16 protein-coding genes are annotated in these 16900 nt (G+C 69.9%); 12 read left to right on the forward strand and 4 right to left on the reverse strand.

What is annotated here, in order from left to right:
- Positions 1–4 precede the first annotated feature (4 nt).
- The 5 genes from SD37_RS15845 to SD37_RS15865 all read left to right on the forward strand — a co-directional run bounded on the left by SD37_RS15845 (position 5) and on the right by SD37_RS15865 (position 5163).
- The gene (locus SD37_RS15845; RefSeq protein WP_044850222.1) at positions 5–1198 is read left to right on the forward strand and encodes a zinc-dependent alcohol dehydrogenase; all 1194 of its coding nucleotides are present in this window, start codon (positions 5–7) and stop codon (positions 1196–1198) included.
- Between the two features lie 62 nt (positions 1199–1260).
- Positions 1261–1677, forward strand: coding sequence for a CBS domain-containing protein (locus tag SD37_RS15850; RefSeq protein WP_044850221.1), 417 nt, complete (start codon positions 1261–1263; stop codon positions 1675–1677).
- A 267-nt stretch (positions 1678–1944) separates the two neighbouring features.
- Positions 1945–2445 carry a DIP1984 family protein gene (locus SD37_RS15855; protein ID WP_236725381.1) on the forward strand — a complete coding sequence of 167 codons (501 nt, stop codon included), beginning with the start codon at positions 1945–1947 and terminating at the stop codon, positions 2443–2445.
- A gap of 570 nt (positions 2446–3015) precedes the next feature.
- Entirely contained in the window at positions 3016–4020 is a 1005-nt protein-coding gene (fgd, locus tag SD37_RS15860) for a glucose-6-phosphate dehydrogenase (coenzyme-F420) (protein ID WP_044850220.1), read from the forward strand.
- A gap of 162 nt (positions 4021–4182) precedes the next feature.
- A complete protein-coding gene (locus SD37_RS15865) occupies positions 4183–5163 on the forward strand; it encodes an RICIN domain-containing protein (protein WP_044850219.1) in 981 nt (326 codons plus the stop codon).
- Positions 5164–5176: 13 nt separating this feature from the next.
- Here SD37_RS15865 and SD37_RS15870 read toward each other — a convergent pair whose 3' ends face one another.
- Entirely contained in the window at positions 5177–5590 is a 414-nt protein-coding gene (locus SD37_RS15870; protein WP_044850218.1) for an SsgA family sporulation/cell division regulator, read from the reverse strand.
- 546 nt (positions 5591–6136) lie between these two features.
- Between SD37_RS15870 and SD37_RS15875 the strand changes: the two genes are divergently transcribed.
- The 6 genes from SD37_RS15875 (at position 6137) to SD37_RS15900 (ending at position 11774) form a co-directional block, all read left to right on the forward strand.
- On the forward strand, positions 6137–7060 hold the full coding sequence (locus SD37_RS15875) for a tetratricopeptide repeat protein (protein ID WP_044850217.1): 924 nt from the start codon (positions 6137–6139) through the stop codon (positions 7058–7060).
- Between the two features lie 60 nt (positions 7061–7120).
- Positions 7121–7636, forward strand: coding sequence for a winged helix-turn-helix transcriptional regulator (locus SD37_RS15880; protein ID WP_037306300.1), 516 nt, complete (start codon positions 7121–7123; stop codon positions 7634–7636).
- A 48-nt stretch (positions 7637–7684) separates the two neighbouring features.
- Positions 7685–8200, forward strand: a complete 516-nt coding sequence (locus SD37_RS15885; protein ID WP_044850216.1) for an SRPBCC family protein — start codon at positions 7685–7687, stop codon at positions 8198–8200.
- Positions 8200–9237: an LLM class flavin-dependent oxidoreductase gene (locus SD37_RS15890; RefSeq protein ID WP_044850215.1), complete on the forward strand. Its 1038-nt coding sequence runs from the start codon at positions 8200–8202 to the stop codon at positions 9235–9237. The genes SD37_RS15885 and SD37_RS15890 overlap by 1 nt, the downstream gene beginning before the upstream one ends.
- A gap of 143 nt (positions 9238–9380) precedes the next feature.
- A complete protein-coding gene (kstD, locus tag SD37_RS15895) occupies positions 9381–11132 on the forward strand; it encodes a 3-oxosteroid 1-dehydrogenase (protein ID WP_044850214.1) in 1752 nt (583 codons plus the stop codon).
- Positions 11133–11222: 90 nt separating this feature from the next.
- Positions 11223–11774 (forward strand): TetR/AcrR family transcriptional regulator, encoded by a 552-nt coding sequence (locus SD37_RS15900; protein WP_044850213.1) that lies wholly within the window; start codon positions 11223–11225, stop codon positions 11772–11774.
- 40 nt (positions 11775–11814) lie between these two features.
- Here the strand turns inward: SD37_RS15900 and SD37_RS15905 are convergent, their stop codons facing one another.
- Both SD37_RS15905 and SD37_RS15910 read right to left on the reverse strand, forming a co-directional pair.
- Positions 11815–13377, reverse strand: a complete 1563-nt coding sequence (locus SD37_RS15905) for an amidase (protein WP_044850212.1) — start codon at positions 13375–13377, stop codon at positions 11815–11817.
- A 342-nt stretch (positions 13378–13719) separates the two neighbouring features.
- Positions 13720–14412, reverse strand: coding sequence for an IclR family transcriptional regulator (locus SD37_RS15910; RefSeq protein ID WP_044850211.1), 693 nt, complete (start codon positions 14410–14412; stop codon positions 13720–13722).
- Between the two features lie 231 nt (positions 14413–14643).
- Here SD37_RS15910 and SD37_RS15915 point away from each other — a divergent pair, with 231 nt between their 5' ends.
- Positions 14644–16047, forward strand: coding sequence for a serine/threonine-protein kinase (locus SD37_RS15915; RefSeq protein WP_083254976.1), 1404 nt, complete (start codon positions 14644–14646; stop codon positions 16045–16047).
- Here the strand turns inward: SD37_RS15915 and SD37_RS15920 are convergent.
- Positions 16028–16885, reverse strand: coding sequence for an LLM class F420-dependent oxidoreductase (locus SD37_RS15920; RefSeq protein WP_044850210.1), 858 nt, complete (start codon positions 16883–16885; stop codon positions 16028–16030). The genes SD37_RS15915 and SD37_RS15920 overlap by 20 nt on opposite strands.
- Positions 16886–16900: the final 15 nt, after the last annotated feature.

The raw sequence follows: 16900 nt of genomic DNA on the forward strand, positions 1-16900 counted from the left end.
AATCATGAAGGCCGTCACCTGGCACGGCAAACGCGATGTCCGGGTGGACACCGTGCCCGATCCGAAACTGGTCGAACCGACCGACGCCATCGTCCGGATCACCTCGACCGGGATCTGCGGGTCCGACCTGCATCTGTACGAGGTCCTCGGTGCCTTCATCGACGAGGGCGACATCCTCGGGCACGAGCCGATGGGCGTGGTCGAAGAGGTCGGGAGCGAGGTGACGGGCCTCAAGCCCGGCGACCGCGTCGTGGTGCCCTTCAACATCTCCTGCGGCCACTGCTTCATGTGCGAGCGCGGCCTGCAGTCGCAATGCGAGACCACGCAGGTCACCGAGCGAGGCAAGGGCGCGGCGCTGCTCGGCTACACCAAGCTCTACGGCCAGGTCCCCGGCGGCCAGGCCGAATACCTGCGTGTGCCCCAGGCGCAGTACGGCCCGATCAAGGTGCCCGACGGCCCGCCGGACGAGCGGTTCGTCTACCTGTCCGACGTCGTGCCGACGGCGTGGCAGGCCGTCGACTACGCGAACATCCCCGAGGGCGGCACGGTCGTCGTCTTCGGGCTGGGCCCGATCGGGCAGTTCTGCTGCCGGATCGCGAAACACCGGGGCGCGGGCAAGGTCATCGGCATCGACCTGGTCCCCGAACGTCTCGCGAAGGCGGCCGCGGCCGGGGTCGTCACCTACGACACGCGCGAGCACAAGTACATCGGCGACCTCATCCGCGAGGCCACCGGCGGCCGCGGAGCGGATTCGGTGATCGATGCCGTCGGCATGGAGGCGCACGGCGCACCGGTCGGGCGGCTCGCGCAGAACCTCGTCGGTCTCCTGCCCGATCCGATCGGCGCGAAGATCACCGAGAAGGCCGCGGTCGACCGGCTCAGCGTGATATACGCGGCCATCGACGCGGTCCGGCGTGGCGGCACGATCTCGCTGAGCGGTGTCTACGGCGGCATGCTCGACCCGCTGCCGATGATGGAACTGTTCGACAAGCAGATCACGCTGCGGATGGGGCAGGCCAACGTCCGGCGCTGGATCGACGACGTCATGCCGCTGGTCACCGACGACGCTGACCCCCTCGGCGTCGAGGGATTCGCGACGCACCAGCTGCCCCTGGACGAGGCGCCCCACGCCTACGAGATCTTCCAGAAGAAACAGGACGGCGCGGTCAAGATCCTTCTGCGGCCTTCGGCGGCTTGAGGTGTCGGCTCGCGAACAGCGGGTATTCGGTAACAGCGGATCCTCGACGAAGGGAGTGAAGGATGACTACCGCGCGGGACATCATGACAGCGGACGCGACCTGTGTGTCCGGCTCCGAAACCGTCCTCGAAGCGGCGAAGAAAATGGCCTCCAAGTCGGTCGGCGCGCTGCCGATCTGCGGGGAGGACGGCAAGCTCCAGGGCATGCTGACCGACCGCGACATCGTGGTGAAGGTCCTGGCCGAGGGCAAGGACCCGAGGGCGTTGCACGCCTCGGAACTGGCACAGGGTGAAGCGGTGACGATCGGCGCGGACGACGACGCCGAAGAGATCATGCGCACCATGTCGAACCACAAGGTCCGGCGGCTGCCGGTGATCGACGGGCACAAGCTCGTCGGGATCGTCGCGCAGGCCGACGTGGCCAAGGCGCTGCCCAACCCGGACAGCGGGGAACTGCTCGAGGCACTGTCCTACGACTGAGTTCCGCCGTCACGGAAAAGGGGGCCCCGCACAGGTGGGGCCCCTTTCGTGTCAGGGCGAGGTGTCGAGCAGGTCCTGGCAGGCCTTCTCGCACGCGCGGCTGTTCCGCGCAGACGCGGCAAGGCTCGTGCCGTCCGGCGGGAGACCGCCCTCGCGGCCGCCGTATACCCCGTCCGGCCCGTTTCCACACCTGGGGAAGCAGGGCTCTCGGCGCCTTCAGCCGGAAAATCGAATGCTCTCCACATCGATCTTCGCGATACTTCCGGCATGCCCGAAACGAAGGGAGCCGGCGCCAACCGGATCAAGCTGGCCGAAGCGCTCGCCTTGCGCGCCGACGCGACGAAGAAGGTGGAGCAACTGCGCGCCCGGATCGCCGACAACGCGCGGCACCAAGAAGGTGAGGAGCCCGCCGAAGACGCGGTCGCCTTGCTCGCCGAAGCCGAAACGACGCTGAGCGAACTGGAATCGCTGATCCAGCGGATCAACCGGACGAACGCCGCGACCCCGCTCGGGGAAGGCACGATCACCGACGCGATCGCGCGCCGCGACGTCCTCCGCCTCCGGCACGGCGTCCTCCCCGCGGCCGCCGACGCCGCGGCGGGCCGCAACCAGGGCGGCTACGGCCGTCAACTCCGTTCGGAACTCCGGTACTTCTCCGCGCTCCCCGTCGCGGAACTGCGGTCGCGCGCGGACCGGGTGGCGGAGGAGATCCGGGCGCTCGACGTCCGGATCCAGCGCGTCAACTGGGAAACCGACCTCCTCGACTGAGGCCGGACGTGGAAGCGGGTAGCCCTCCGGGAAGCGGGCACAAGCCGAGGGCCGGCGGTTTCACCGGCTCGCCTGGTACGTGGCGGGCAGCGTGGGGTTCGACTCCCCGATCACAACTCAGCCCAGCACGGCGCACAGGTGACGGCGCAAACGGCACAGTTCATCACCACGTGCCGGTCCCGGAAGGTGAGGGTGGGTACGGGGCATTTCCACGTCCGGCCCGGGTCCGGGCTCGAGTTCCAGGGCCGCCTAGTGAGTGATGAGGAGCGCGGATGTCTCATGCGCCTCGCCTGGGACGCTCAGCGTCTCAAGCGTGGCGCTCGCGACCCTCCTCGCGGCAACGCCCTGAAGGCCTTCGCCGCATGCGATGAGAGGAAAGGCCCCTTCATCGCACGGGTGCCGTCTTGGAGGTCAGGGGGCACCCGACGCATCCGCCTCGTCGTGCGCCGGAATTCCCGCCACCCGAGTGGTGTTCCCGACACCCTCCGCGCGGTCGAAGCATGGGCGGAGCTGATCGACTCTGTGCCAAGGTGAGGGAGAACAACCCTTGAGCCCAGGTGGTGACCCCGGATGGCACTGAAGATCGGTTACAAGGCGTCGGCCGAGCAGTTCGGCCCGCGCGACCTCGTCGAGTACTCCGTGCTCGCCGAGCAGGTCGGGCTGGACAGCGTGATGGTCAGCGACCATTTCCAGCCCTGGCGGCATCAGGGCGGCCACGCGCCGTTCTCGTTCGCGTGGATGGCCGCGGTCGGCGAGCGCACCGAACGAGTGGTCCTCGGGACCAGCGTGCTGACCGCGACGTTCCGCTACAACCCGGCCGTGGTGGCGCAGGCGTTCGGCACCCTCGGCAGCCTGTACCCGGGCCGGATCCTGCTCGGCGTCGGCAGCGGCGAGGCGCTCAACGAGGTCGCGGTGGCCCGGATCGAGTGGCCCGCGTTCAAGGAACGGTTCGCGCGGCTGCGCGAGGCGATCGAGCTGATGCGCAAACTGTGGTCCGAGGAGCGGGTGACGTTCGAAGGCGAGTACTACCAGACCACCGACGCCACCGTGTACGACCGTCCCGAGGGCGGGGTGCCGATCTACATCGCGGCGGGCGGCCCGGTCATGGCGAAGTACGTCGGCAAGCAGGGTGACGGCTTCATCTGCACCAGCGGCAAGGGGATGGACCTCTACACCGAGAAGCTGCTCCCGGCGGTCGCCGAAGGTGCCGAGCAGGTGGGCCGGAGCACCGGTGACGTCGACAAGATGATCGAGATCAAACTGTCCTACGACCCGGATCCGGCGCAGGCGCTGGAGAACACGCGGTTCTGGGCGCCACTTTCGCTCACCCCGGAGCAGAAGGCGGGCATCGAGGACCCGGCGGAGATGGAGAAGGCCGCGGACGCGCTGCCGATCGAGCAGGTCGCCCGCCGCTGGATCGTCACCTCCGATCCGGCCGACGCCGTCGAGCAGATCAAGCCCTACGTCGAGGCGGGATTCAACCACCTCGTCTTCCACGGCCCCGGCCACGACCAGGAGCGGTTCCTGCGCTCGTTCTCGGAGCAGGTCGTCCCCGGGCTGCGCGAACTCGGCTGACCCGGTACGGGTAGCGGCGCCGCACGGCCACCGCTACCCGTACCCCGGTTTTGCACCGGCGCCGGAAGGTTCCTGCCTTTCTTCCCGTCGGCTTCAAGGTTTTCCGACGGTTCCGGACACCCCTAGACTCGGCCGGGTCCATTGACCTGGGGAGGAACCGTCGTGGCCGAAGACCGGCCGGATCCGCGTGAAGCCACCGATGCGGCGCAGTTCGTCGCGGCGATGCGTGCCCTGCGCGTCCGCAGCGATCTGAGTTACCGCGCTCTCGAACGCCGGGCCGCGAAGGCGGGGACGCCGTTGCCGAGTTCGACGATCAGCGGCGCGCTTTCGCGGGACACCCTGCCGAGGGCCGATCTGCTGGCGGCGTTCGTCCGTGCCTGCGGCGCCGACGAGGGGACGGTCGAGCGCTGGCTGGCGGTGCGGGCCGATCTCGCCGCGTCGGAGCGGGAACCGGAACCGGCGCCCGGGCCCGCCGAGCCGGCGAGCGTCCCGGAGGAATCCCCGCGACGGCGGCCGAGGTTGCTCTGGCCTGTGGCCGGGATGGCGGCCGTGGTGCTCCTGGTGGTGGCCGGGCTGGTGGTGTTCGACGATCCACCGCGGGATCAGCCCGTGGTCACCACGGGTTCTTCGTCAGCCGCGCCACCGGCTCCGACGACGGTTCCGGACGCCGACAACGCCGGCGTGGCCGCGCCGCCGACCGGGCGTACGCGAGTGCGGCTCGCGCATACCGGGTTGTGCGTGGGGGAGGGGCCGGAGAAGTTCGTGCGGGAGGAGCGGATCGTGCTCGGCCAGCAGGACTGCGCGACGGCGTCGCCGCCGATGTCGGTCGAAAAGGCCGAGGGCGGGTACCGGCTGCTCCTGCACAGCCCGGAGCACGGCGAAGGCTGTGTGACCGTCGACTACGGCGGCACGAACGCGTCGACCCTGCTGGCGGGCGACAACTGCGAGCCCGGACGTGCCGATCAGCTGTTCGCCTTCGAGCCGGTGACCGCGCCGGTGAAGGGATACCTGCTCAAATCGGCCGCCGGCGCCAAGTGGTGTGTCGGGGTGTACAAGGGGAGCGGCGAGATCGGCGTCCAGCTCATCCAGGATCGGTGCGACGGCACCGCCGCCCAGGTGTTCCTCGTCGATTCGGTGGTCTAGGCGCCCAGGAGGGTCAGGACTCGGTGACGAGCTTGCCGATCTCCTGGTCGAAGTCGAACCACTCGGGCTCGGAGCCGGCGGGGACCGCGTCGTAGGTGCGGTCGAGGAACTCGGCCAGCTCCTGCGCCGGGGCTTCGAGGACCGCGCAGCCGTCGGGTGCGCTGAGGGCGAAAATCACGATCGAGGCGTCGTCGGCCGGGCTGATGATCACATCGCCCTCACCCGATGGGGTGAGGAGGCCGTCCGCGAGCAGATCGCGGCCGAACATCCACCTGACCGTCCCCTCGCCCGAGTGGTAGGCCACCACAACGGCGTAGGGGTCTTCGGGGTCGTACTCGAGGTCGGCGCGGACGGGGAGGGGGTCCGCACCGAAAGTGCGCAGACCGAAGACGATCGTCCCCCGGATGAGGTCATTTTCCTTGTCCAACGCTTCAGCCCCTTACGGTCGGTTGCTGTTGATCTTCAGCTATGGATAACGCAATGTGAAGCCTTTTCGTGACCCGAGTTGACAACTTTCACACGTTCGGCTGAGAGCTGTGTCTCATGTGCTCACGGACCGTCTTCGCTGAGCACGTGCGGTGAGCGCCGCGGGAAAGTGGGCATCCGTGCAAAAGAAAGAGATTCCGCACGTGCATATTCCGGTGAATGATAATCGCCCCACCATTCGGCGGATGGTTTCGATATTTATCGTGGTTAACATCATCTGGCGCCGTTCGAGAATTCGTCAGTGATCGGCGTGGCTCTGTCCTGGACCTCGACGGGCTTTGGTCGTTGTGGATTGGGAAGGACCTCTCAATGGGCGTGCGAATCACCGTCACCATTCCCGGGCGAGATCATCGGCGGCGTGACGTCGTTTCCGGCTCGCGGCCGCAGGGGTCGCCGAAGCGCCTCCCGGTCTCGTGCCGGTCCGGGCGGGGGACCGGTCCGGCGGTGCCGCGTGTCCAGGGGCGCCGTCGTGATTGACCGGCTCCCGATGCGCGTCGGGCAGGCCGACATCGACCGGCTCGAAGGTGTCATCACGGCACTCCGGGCCCGCGACTACCGGGAAGGCGGCGGAGCCTGCCGGGAGCTGCTGCGGGTGCTGGAACCCTACGGCGCCGCGCTGCGGCGGGGCATCATGTCCGAGGCACTGGCCCGGCGGCTGGCGGGAGTGGTCGCGGATCTGCACAATCTGGTCGGCTGGACGGAATTCGATTCCGGCCGCCCCGTCCGCGCCGAGCGGCACTTCCGCCGCGCGCTCGAACTCGCGGCGGAGGCCCGCAACGACGATCTCGTCGCCAACGTCCATTACCGGCTCGGCCGGATGTATCTGCATCACCGCTCCCCGGCCGAGGCGCTCGATCAGTTCGGGCAAGGGCAACTCGCGGCACGGCGGGCGGGAACACCGCTTTCGCAGGCGATCCTGTCGGCGAACGAGGCATGGGCCTACGCGCTGCTCGGTGATGTCCGGCAGGCGCTGGACAAGCTTTCCCGCGCGCCGGAACAGTTCGCGAGCTCCTGCGGGGACGCGGCCCCGTCGTGGTCGGCGTTCTTCACCGTCAACGACATGGCCGCGATGATCGGCACGGTGCGTACCGAGCTGGCCAGGCTTGTCGACGTCGGCCACAGCAGGGAGGCCATCCCCGCGCTCACCGAAGCCGTCGACGGCTATGGCCCGGACATGGCGCGGAGCCGGTCGCTGACGATGATCTGGCTCGCCGTCGACCACGCCCTGGAGGGCGACCTCGACCACGCGGCGGAGGTCGGGCTGGCCGCGATGGAGATCGCGGGCGGAATCCGTTCCGCCCGCACACGGGATCGTTTGCGGCCGCTGTCGGAATGCGTGCGGAGGCGGGTGAGCGACATTAATGCGCGGGATCTCCTTGACCGGATCGCAACATTTCGCGCCAGTGCCTGAACGCGGGAGAATAGGTGGAGGAATGACCGGATCAATTTCACCGGGCGTAGGCTCGCCGGCATGAAACGGACTTCGTTCGCGCAGTGGCCGTGCTCGATCGCGCGCACCATGGACCTGCTCGGCGACTGGTGGACGCCGCTGGTCCTGCGGGAGGCGTTCTACGGGATCCGCCGGTTCGACGAGTTCCAGCAGGAGCTCGGGATCGCGCGGAACACCCTCGCCGACCGGCTGCGCCGCCTGGTCGGCGAGGGGTTGCTGGAGAAGCGCGCCTACCAGACCGAGCCGGTCCGCTATGACTACGTCCTGACCGAGAAGGGCGCCGATTTCTACGGGGTGCTCGCCGCGATGTCGCGCTGGGGGGACCGCTGGCTCTCCGAGGAGGCCGGTCCGCCGGTCACTCTCCATCACGACACCTGCGGGCACGACACGCACGCGGAGGTCGTCTGCGCGCACTGCGCCGGGACGCTCACCGCGGAGAACACCCGCGCGCGACTCGGGCCCGGATACCCGCCCAAGCTCGCGAGCCGCCCCGATGTGGTGCGCCGCTTCGCCGCCCAGGAAGGTTTGACAAGGTAGGTCTATTTACGCAACTATCCAGGTCACGAGCACGGGGAGGTGGCCACGATGGAGTGGACCGGCGCCAAATACGCCGACAAGCCGACGGTGGAGGTCCAGGCATGGGTCGACGCCGCCCCGGAGCTGGTCTGGTCGATCGTCTCGGACGTACGGCTGATGCCGGAGATGAGCCCGGAACTCCAGGCGGCCGAATGGTGCGACGGCGCGGAGGGCGCCGCGGTCGGCAGGCGGTTCGTCGGGCGTAGTAAGCACGACGCGCTGGGCGAATGGGAGACGACGTCGCACGTCGTCGAATGCGAGGCGCCGCGCGTGTTCGCTTGGGCGGTTCACGATCCCGAGACGCCGACGGCGTTGTGGCGTTTCACGCTGGAGCCCGAGAACGGCGGTACGAAGCTCCGGCAATGGATGCAGCTCGGGCCGGGACGGTCGGGCCTCTCGCTGGCCATCGACCAGATGCCGGACAAGGAGGAGAAGATCGTCTTCGTCCGGCTGCGCGAGTTCGAGAACGCGATGACCGGGACGCTCGCCGCCATCAAGGAGCGCGCCGAGGCGGCTCGCGCGTGATGCGGACGGCGACCACGGTCGAGGCCTCACGCGGTTGGCGGGAGACGCTGGATTTCGTGCTGGAGGCGGAGAAACTCGGCCTCGACGACTGCTGGGTCGCCGAGGCCTGGGGTTCGGACGCGCCGTCCGTACTCGGCTATCTCGCCGCGCGGACCGGGCGGATCCGGCTCGGCTCGGGAATCATCCAGCTCGGCACCCGGTCGCCGGTCGCGATCGCGCAGGCCGCGTTGACCCTCTCGGAGCTCTCCGGCGGCCGGTTCGTCCTCGGGCTCGGCGCTTCGGGACCGCAGGTGATCGAGGGTCTGCACGGCGTTCCGTTCGCCCGCCCGCTGACGCGGATGCGGGAGACGGTCGCGATCATCCGCCAGGCGTTCGCGGGGGAGAAGATCTCCTTCTCCGGCAAGGAGTTCGAGATCCCGCGGCCGGGTGAGGCCAAGCCGATGCGGCTTTCGCTGACGCCGAATCCGGACATCCCGATCCATCTGGCCACCCTGTCGCCGAAGCTGCTGGAGCTGACCGGCGAGATCGCGGACGGCTGGCTGGGCACCAGTTTCGTCCCGGAGGGGGCGGAAGCCTACTTCTCGCATCTCGACGCGGGTCTCGCGAAAGCAGGCCGGACGCGGGCGGACCTCGAAATCTGCCAGGGCGCCGAGGTCGCTTTCGCCAGGGACGAAGACGAGTTGCGCGGGATGGTCGCGGACCGCAAGGCCGAACTCGCGTTCAGTCTCGGCGGGATGGGCTCGGCGAAGACGAACTTCTACAACAACGCCTACAGCAGGCAGGGCTGGGCGGAAGCCGCCGAGGCGGTGCGGGAGCGCTGGCAGGCGGGCGACCGGGAAGGCGCGGCCGGGCTGGTGACCGACGAAATGGTGCTCGGCACGACGCTGATCGGTACCGAGGCCATGGTGGCCGAACGGCTGCGGGTGTGGCGGGCCGCCGGCGTCGGCACGGTCCGGCTGTACCCGGCGGGCGAGACGGTCGCCGACCGGCTCGCCACGCTCGGCCGCGCGCTGGACCTGGTCCGGGCCGTGGACTGAGGAGTTCGGCCGAATGCCCGCGCCGGTTGGGGTGACCGGCCGAGCGCGACCGGCCCGGCGTGCTCCAAGCGGGTAGAACTTGTTTCACTTTTGCCGCCGGCTGGAGAACATGACCTCGCTCGATCGCGACGTGAGGAGGACTCATGAAGCCCGACAGCCGGCTGTCCAGACGCCAGGTCCTTCGCGGTACCGCCGCCGGTGCGGGGATCGCGTTAGCTTCGGGCCTGCCGTTCGCCGGGACGGCTTCGGCCGGCGCCGCGGTCATCGGCGAGTACGACGTCGTCGTGGTCGGCGCGGGCGCGGCGGGGATGACCGCCGCGCTGACGGCGGCCCGACGCGGGCTCAGCTGTGTCGTACTGGAGAAGGCGGCGAAATTCGGCGGTTCGGCGGCCCGGTCGGGGGCGGGGATCTGGATCCCGTGCAATTCGGTGCTGGCCGCGGCGGGCGTCCGCGACAGCCCGGAACTGGCCGCCCGGTACCTGGCCGCCGTGGTCGGCCCGTCGGTCCCCGTCTCCCGGCAACAGGCCTTCCTCGCCAACGGCCCGGCGATGCTCTCGTTCGTGATGGCCAACAGCCCGCTGCGGTTCCGGTGGATGGAGGGCTACAGCGACTACTACCCGGAACTGCCCGGCGGGATGCCGAACGGCCGCTCGATCGAACCCGACCAGCTCGACGGGAACGTCCTCGGCGCCGAATTGGCCAACCTGAACCCGCCCTATCTCGCCACGCCCGCCGGGATGGTCGTCTTCAGCGCGGACTACAAATGGCTCGCGCTGGCCGCGGTCAACCCGAAGGGCGCCGCCGTGGCCGCCGCCTGCCTCGCGCGCGGCACCGCCGCCGCGCTGGCCGGGCAGAAACCACTCACCATGGGACAGTCGCTGGCCGCGGGGCTGCGGGCCGGGCTCCAGCGGGCGGGCGTCCCGGTCTGGCTGAACACGCCGCTGACCGATCTCGTCATCGAGAACGGGAAGGTCACCGGCGTCACCGTCGCGGCGGGTGTGGTGAAGGCCCGGCGCGGCGTCATCATCGGCTCGGGCGGGTTCGAGCACAACGCCGCCATGCGGGCGGAGTACCAGCGCCAGCCGATCGGTACACAATGGACGGTCGGGGCCCGGTCGAACACCGGCGACGGGATCCTGGCGGGGAAACGCGCCGGGGCGGCGCTGGACCTGATGGACGACGCCTGGTGGGGCCCGGCGATCCCGCTGCCGGGGGAGCCGTACTTCTGCCTCGCCGAGCGGACCCTGCCCGGCGGCCTCATGGTGGACGGCACGGGCAAGCGGTTCGTCAACGAGGCGGCGCCCTACAGCGACGTCGTGCACACGATGTACGACCGGAACCCGACGTCGCCCACCATCCCGGCGTGGCTGGTCGTCGACCAGAACTACCGCAACCGGTACCTCTTCCGGGACATCGCGCCGCTGCTGCCCCTTCCCGATGAGTGGTACTCGGCGGGCGCGGTGAAGAAGGCGTGGACCGTGGAGGGGCTCGGCACCGCGATCGGCGTCCCGCCGCAGACGCTGCGCGCCACGGTCAACCGGTTCAACGGCCAGGCACTGTCCGGTGTGGACGGTGACTTCCGGCGCGGCGCCAGTGTCTACGACCACTACTACACCGACCCCTACATCCTGCCGAACTCGTGCCTCGCCGCGCTCTGGGAACCGCCGTTCTACGCGTTCAAGATCGTCCCCGGCGACCTCGGCACCAAGGGCGGGATGCGTACCGACGCGCGGGCACGAGTCCTGCGCGCCGACGGTTCGGTGATCACCGGCTTGTACGCCGCCGGAAACGCCAGCGCGGCGGTGATGGGCCCCAGTTACGCGGGCGCCGGGTCGACGATCGGGCCGGCGATGACGTTCGGGTACGTCGCGGCGAACGACCTGGCCGACGGGTGAAGTCTGCTCTACCGGCGCACCGGACCCACGGCGCTCCCGCCTCGGCTAAGGTGAGGCGTTCGCGTGGCAGCAAGGACTGGGGGGTCCGCCATGATCATCAAACGTGCTTACCACCACGGGGACCTTCGTCGTGCGCTCGTACTGGCCGCGCGTGAGGTCCTCGTCGAGCGAGGTCCCGAGGGGGTGAGCCTGCGCGGCACGGTCGCGAAGGTGGGCGCGTCCACCGCGGCGCCGTACCGGCACTTCCGGGACAAGGACGCGCTGCTCGTGGCGGTCGCGCTGGAGGGGCACGCCGAGTTGCAGGGGTGTCTGCGGGGCTGCGGCGCCGGGACGGTGACCGCGCTCGGACATTCCTATCTCGGCTTCGCGCTGGAGAATCCCGCGTTGTACCGGCTGATGATGGGAGCGGGCATCGGTGACCGCGCCGGGTATCCGGAACTCGCCGAGGCGCACCGGGCGACCCGTGGGGTGCTGGCCGAACGAGTGGGGGAGTGCGCCGACCCTGGCGGGTTCGCCAGCACCCTCTGGTGCCTTCTCCACGGGCTGGCCACGCTGGTGATCGACGGCCACGTCGAGCCGGGTTCCGCGGTCACGGAGGTCGATCGCAGCCTCGCGTTCCTGGCGGACGCCAAGGCCGGGTAGCGGGCCCGCCGCCGGGATCGGTCCGGCGGCGGGCCCGTGCTCAGCCGATGGAGGGGATGAACGTCGGCAGCCGCCGGACCTTCGTGTCCTGCTCGAAGGCGTAGGCGATGGCCAGGAGCGACGGTTCGCTGAACCGGCCGCCCATGATCGACAGTCCCAGCGGCAACGGCCCGGAGTAGGCCATCGGGACGGTCATGTTGGCGTACCCCGACACCGCCGCCGGTCCGGACGAGTCGATGAGCAGCGCGCCGTCACCGACACCGAGCTGCGTCTTCCACGCGGCGTTGTTCGTCGGCGCCACGATCGCGTCCAGGGCGCCGCCGCGCAGCGTCTCGTCGAGACCCCGCCGGGCCGCGCTCGTCGCGGCTTCCCGCATCGCACGGTAGGCCGGGTCGGTGAGATCACCGGTGGTGGCCTGCGACCGGTCCCACAGGTTGTGGGTCCAGTACGGCATTTCGACCGCCGCGTGGTCCAGGTTGTACTGGATCAGCCCGGCCAGGTCGGCGGGGTGCTTGCCGCCGGTGGACGCGAGGTAGGCGTTCATGTCGTGCTTGAACTCGGTCCTGATCGCGGGGAACTCGTTGGCCGCGATGACGTCCAGGTAGGGGATCGTGATCTCCACCGTGGTCGCGCCGAGTTTCCGGAGCCTGCTCAGCGCCTGCTCGAACGCCGCCTTCGTCGCGTCGTCCGGGGTGTACACCTCGCGCCAGACGCCGATCCGCTTGCCGCGCAAGGCATCGGGGCGCAGGAACTTCGTGTAGTCGTCCAGTGACTGCCTGGCGGCGTCGACGGTGATCGGGTCGCGGCGGTCGGCGCCGTTGAGGGCCGAGAGCAGGATCGCGGCGTCGACCACGTTGCGCGCCATCGGGCCCGCGGTGTCCTGCTGTTTCGACACCGGCACGATCCCGCTGCGGCTGACCAGCCCGAGGCTCGGCTTGACGCCCACGATGCCGTTGGCGCCGGACGGGCAGGTGACCGAACCGTCCGTCTCGGTCCCGACGGCGACGGTCGCCAGATGCGCCGCGACCGCGACCCCCGAACCGGCCGACGAGCCGCACGGGTTGCGGTCGAGGACGTACGGGTTGGCAGTCTGGCCCGCGAGCGGGCTCCAGCCGTTCGACGAACTGGTGGACCGGTAGCTCGACCACTCCGACAGGTTGGCCTTGCCGAGGATGACCGCGCCGGCCTCACGCAGGTTCTCGACCACGCCGGCGTCGCGGTAGGGGCGGGATTCCAGCAGCGCGGTCGACCCGGCCGTGGTCGGCTGGCGGTCCGCGGTGTCGATGTTGTCCTTCAGCAGCACCGGGATGCCGTCCATCGGGCCCTTCGACTGATGCCGGAGCCGGCGCAGGTCACTGGCCGCGGCGAGCCGCAGCGCGTCCGGGTTCGTGGTGAGCACCGCGTGCAGTGTCGGGTTCAGCTTGCGGATCCGATGCAGGTAGAAGGCCGTCAGCTCGACCGAGGACAGCCGTCCGGAGCGCATCGCCCGCTGCAGATCGGGGATCGTCGCCCGCTCCAGGTCGATCCCGGCCACGACCGGACGTCCGGAAAGGGACGTGGCCTGCGCCGGGACGGCCGAGGTCGCGGACGCGACGAACACCATGACGAGAAATGCGGACACGGCCGCAAGGCGTCTTTTCAAGGAATTCCCTCCTATGTCGAAAGAATTCCTGAACCGTACGTGGGCCGCTTCCGTCCAGAACCGCCGAATGGAGCAGGAGGAAAAGGGATTGAATTGTCGGCCACCCGGCCGCCGGTGATCGAGTGGTCACGGAAACGAGTGCACGTCAAGGGAAAATGGCCGGATCCGGCACTCGGTGCTGCCGGTCGCGGACGCAGCGTGAGACGGTTCGCGAAAATGACGCACTTCGTCAGAAATATTCCACCGGAATTCGGTGTCGAAAGTGCCGCTTGAATTGATCGTGAATTGTTCGGCGTTCGTCGATCATCCGGCCCGGTTCGCCGGTGAACTCTCGGCGAGCGCGGTGCTGAAAGAACGCGCGGTGCCCGCCAGCCCGGCGACCGTCGAAACCGGGTCGCGCCGGGCGGGCAGGACGGCGGCCAGCGCCGCGCCGACCCGGCCGTCCGGGGTCCTGATACCGACGGCCGCGCAGGCGAGTCCCGCCGCGATGGTCTCCGACTCCGCCGCGTACCCGGCCGCGCGGATCTCCAGCGCGTCCGCGTCGGGTTCCGCGAGCGCGGGGTGATGAGCGGCGAGCAGCCGGCCGGCGGCGGTCCCCGGCGGCAACGGGCTGCCCGGCGACACGGGGACCTCGTCGGCGGACAGGACCGCCCCCGCCGCGACCAGCGCGCGGCCCTCCCTCGGCACCACCAGCACGAGGCTCACGCGCATCCGCGCGGAAAGCGCCGGCAGCCATTCCTTGGCCAGGTCCCGGAGTTCGGGCTGCCAGAACCGGCCGAGCCGGAACACCCGCGAGCCGATCCGGTAACCGCGGCCTGCCCGCTCGACCGCGCCGAGGTCGGTCAGCTGGTCGAGGAGCCGGTGCACGGTGGTCTTCGGGAGCCCGGTGGTCCGCACCAGCTGGGTCAGCCCGGCCTGTCCGCCGAGCTCGTTGAGTGCTTCGAGCAAGGCGAACGCGCCTTCCAGTACGCCGCGTCCGCCGATGGTTTCCCGCATCGCCGCCCTTTCTCGAGATCAGCCCACACCGGAGAAGTAAAGTGCGCTCACGGCGGTCCGGGATACGAACTTTCGGGCAGCCGTAGGGGCGGCGTTCCGCTGAACGGCCCAGTCCGCGACGTGACCGACACCGCGCCGGGAAACGGCCGTGCCGGGTCCGGCGTCCCGGCACGTTCCTGGCATGCTGGCAAGGTTCGCGCGAACACCACACCTGCCAGGGGGACGTCGATAATGGAGGAGATCCGCCGCCTCGCCGACCGGTTCGATCTCATCGAGCCCGTCGGCGGCGGCTCCATGGGCACCGTGTGGCGGGCGCGTGACGACAACCTGGAGCGCACGGTCGCGGTCAAGGAACTCCTTCTGCCGCACGGGCAAGGGGAACAGAAGGCCGACGAGGCCAAGAACCGCGCGCTGCGCGAGGCCAGGATCGCAGCGCGGCTGGTGCATCCGCACGCCATCACCGTCTTCGGCGTGATCGACGAGCAGGACCGCCCGTGGATCATCATGGAGTACCTCCCCTCGACCAGCCTCGCGGACAAGCTCCGCGAAGGGCCGATGGAGGTCGACGACGTCATCCGGCTCGCCATCCAGCTGTGCTCGGCGCTGGCGGCCGCGCACCGGGCGGGCATCGTCCACCGCGACATCAAGCCCGGCAACGTCCTGCTCGGCGAGGACGGCACCGTCAAGATCACCGACTTCGGGATCTCGCGGGCGATGGGCGACGTCCAGCTCACCGCGACCGGCGAGATCTCCGGGACGCCGGCGTTCCTGGCGCCCGAGGTCGCCCGCGGCGAGGACGCCACTTTCGCTTCCGACGTGTTCTCGCTCGGCGCGACGCTGTACACCGCGCTCGAAGGCGGCACGCCCTACGGCACGGCCGAGAACCCGATCGCCCTGCTGTACCGCGCGTCGAGCGGGGAGATCCCCCCGCCGGTCAAATCGGGCATCCTCACCCCGCTGCTGACCAGGCTGCTCGACGTGCGGCCGGACAGCAGGCCGACGATGACCGAGACCGAGCGGGAGCTGCGGGCGCTGGCGGCGGGGGAGTCGACGACGCTGGTCGCCGAGGAGCCGCCGCCGCGGGCGCGCAAAGGCGTCCTGATCGGCGTGATCGTTGCGTTCCTCGTGCTCGCGGCCGTCATCGCCGCCGTGGTCGTGGTGCTCACCCGCGGTGAGGACTCGCCCTCGAACGCGGCACCGCCCGCCGGTTCGCAGTCGCAGACCGCCGCCCCGGCGCCGTCGTCCGCCGAACCGTCGCCGACACCTTCCTCGCCGCCTCCTCCGCCGTCCTCGTCACCGCCGCCCTCGACCTCGTCGTCCTCGGTGGCGCCACCACCGGCACAGACGCCGGGGCAGGCGCTCTCGGCGTACTACAGCCTCATCCCCGGGAACCTGCAGGCCGGTTTCGCGACGCTGACCGACAACTTCAAGCGGGCCAAGAACCAGAGTTTCGAGCGGTACTCGAACTTCTGGAAGGACTACCGCGCGGTGACCGTGTCGAACGTGTCCGAATCCGGCACCACGGTGACGGCGACGCTCACCTACGTCAAGGCGTCCGGGGGGACGACGACGGAGCGGGCCACCTTCGTCATGGTGCAGCAGGACGGCCGCTACCTCATCGACTCCCAGCGCTGAGGCCGAGTTTCCCGGCGAGGCGCTGAAGCCAGGCTTCGACCTCGCCGGGGGAGCGGTCCGGGAGACCGAAGATCGTCTCGGTGACCCCGGCCGCTTCCAGCGCCGCCAGGTTCCCCGGATCCGGCCGGACGCCGAGCGCCGAGATCTCCGGCTCCCCGGCACGGCCCGCTTCGCGCCAGATCTCGCGCAGCCTGCGGGCCTTGTCCTCGATATCCGTGTCGCCCGGCGTGGTGAGCCAGCCGTCGGCCGATTTCGCGATCCAGCGGAACGTCTTTTCCGTCCCGCCCGCGCCGACGATCACCGGGATGTGCGCCTGTACCGGTTTCGGCCAGGCCCAGCTCGCCCCGAACGAGACGAATTCGCCCGCGTACGAGGCTTCGTCGTCCGTCCAGAGCGCGCGCATCGCTTCGAGGTACTCACGCAGGACCGTCCGCCGTTTGCCGCCGGGGACGCCGTGATCGGCCAGTTCGTCGACGTTCCAGCCGAAGCCGACGCCGAGCGTGACTCGCCCGGCCGAGAGGTGATCGAGGCTGGCGATCGTCTTCGCCAGCGTGATCGGGTCGCTCTCGACCGGGAGGGCCACGGCCGTCGCGAGCCGGATCCGCGTGGTCACCGAGGCCGCCGTGGCCAGCGCGACCCAGGGGTCCAGCGTGCGCAGGTAGCGGTCGTCGGGCAGCGACGAGTCGCCGGTGCGCGGATGCGGAGCTTCCCGTTTGACCGGGATGTGCGTGTGTTCGGGCACGTGGAAGGCGTCGAAGCCCGCGGCCTCCGCCGCCCGGGCGGCGGCCGCCGGGGTGATGCCCCGGTCACTGGTGAACAGCACGATCCCGTGTCTCACAGCCGGTCACATTAT

The sequence above is a fragment of the Amycolatopsis orientalis genome (assembly GCF_000943515.2).
Classification (GTDB): domain Bacteria; phylum Actinomycetota; class Actinomycetes; order Mycobacteriales; family Pseudonocardiaceae; genus Amycolatopsis; species Amycolatopsis orientalis.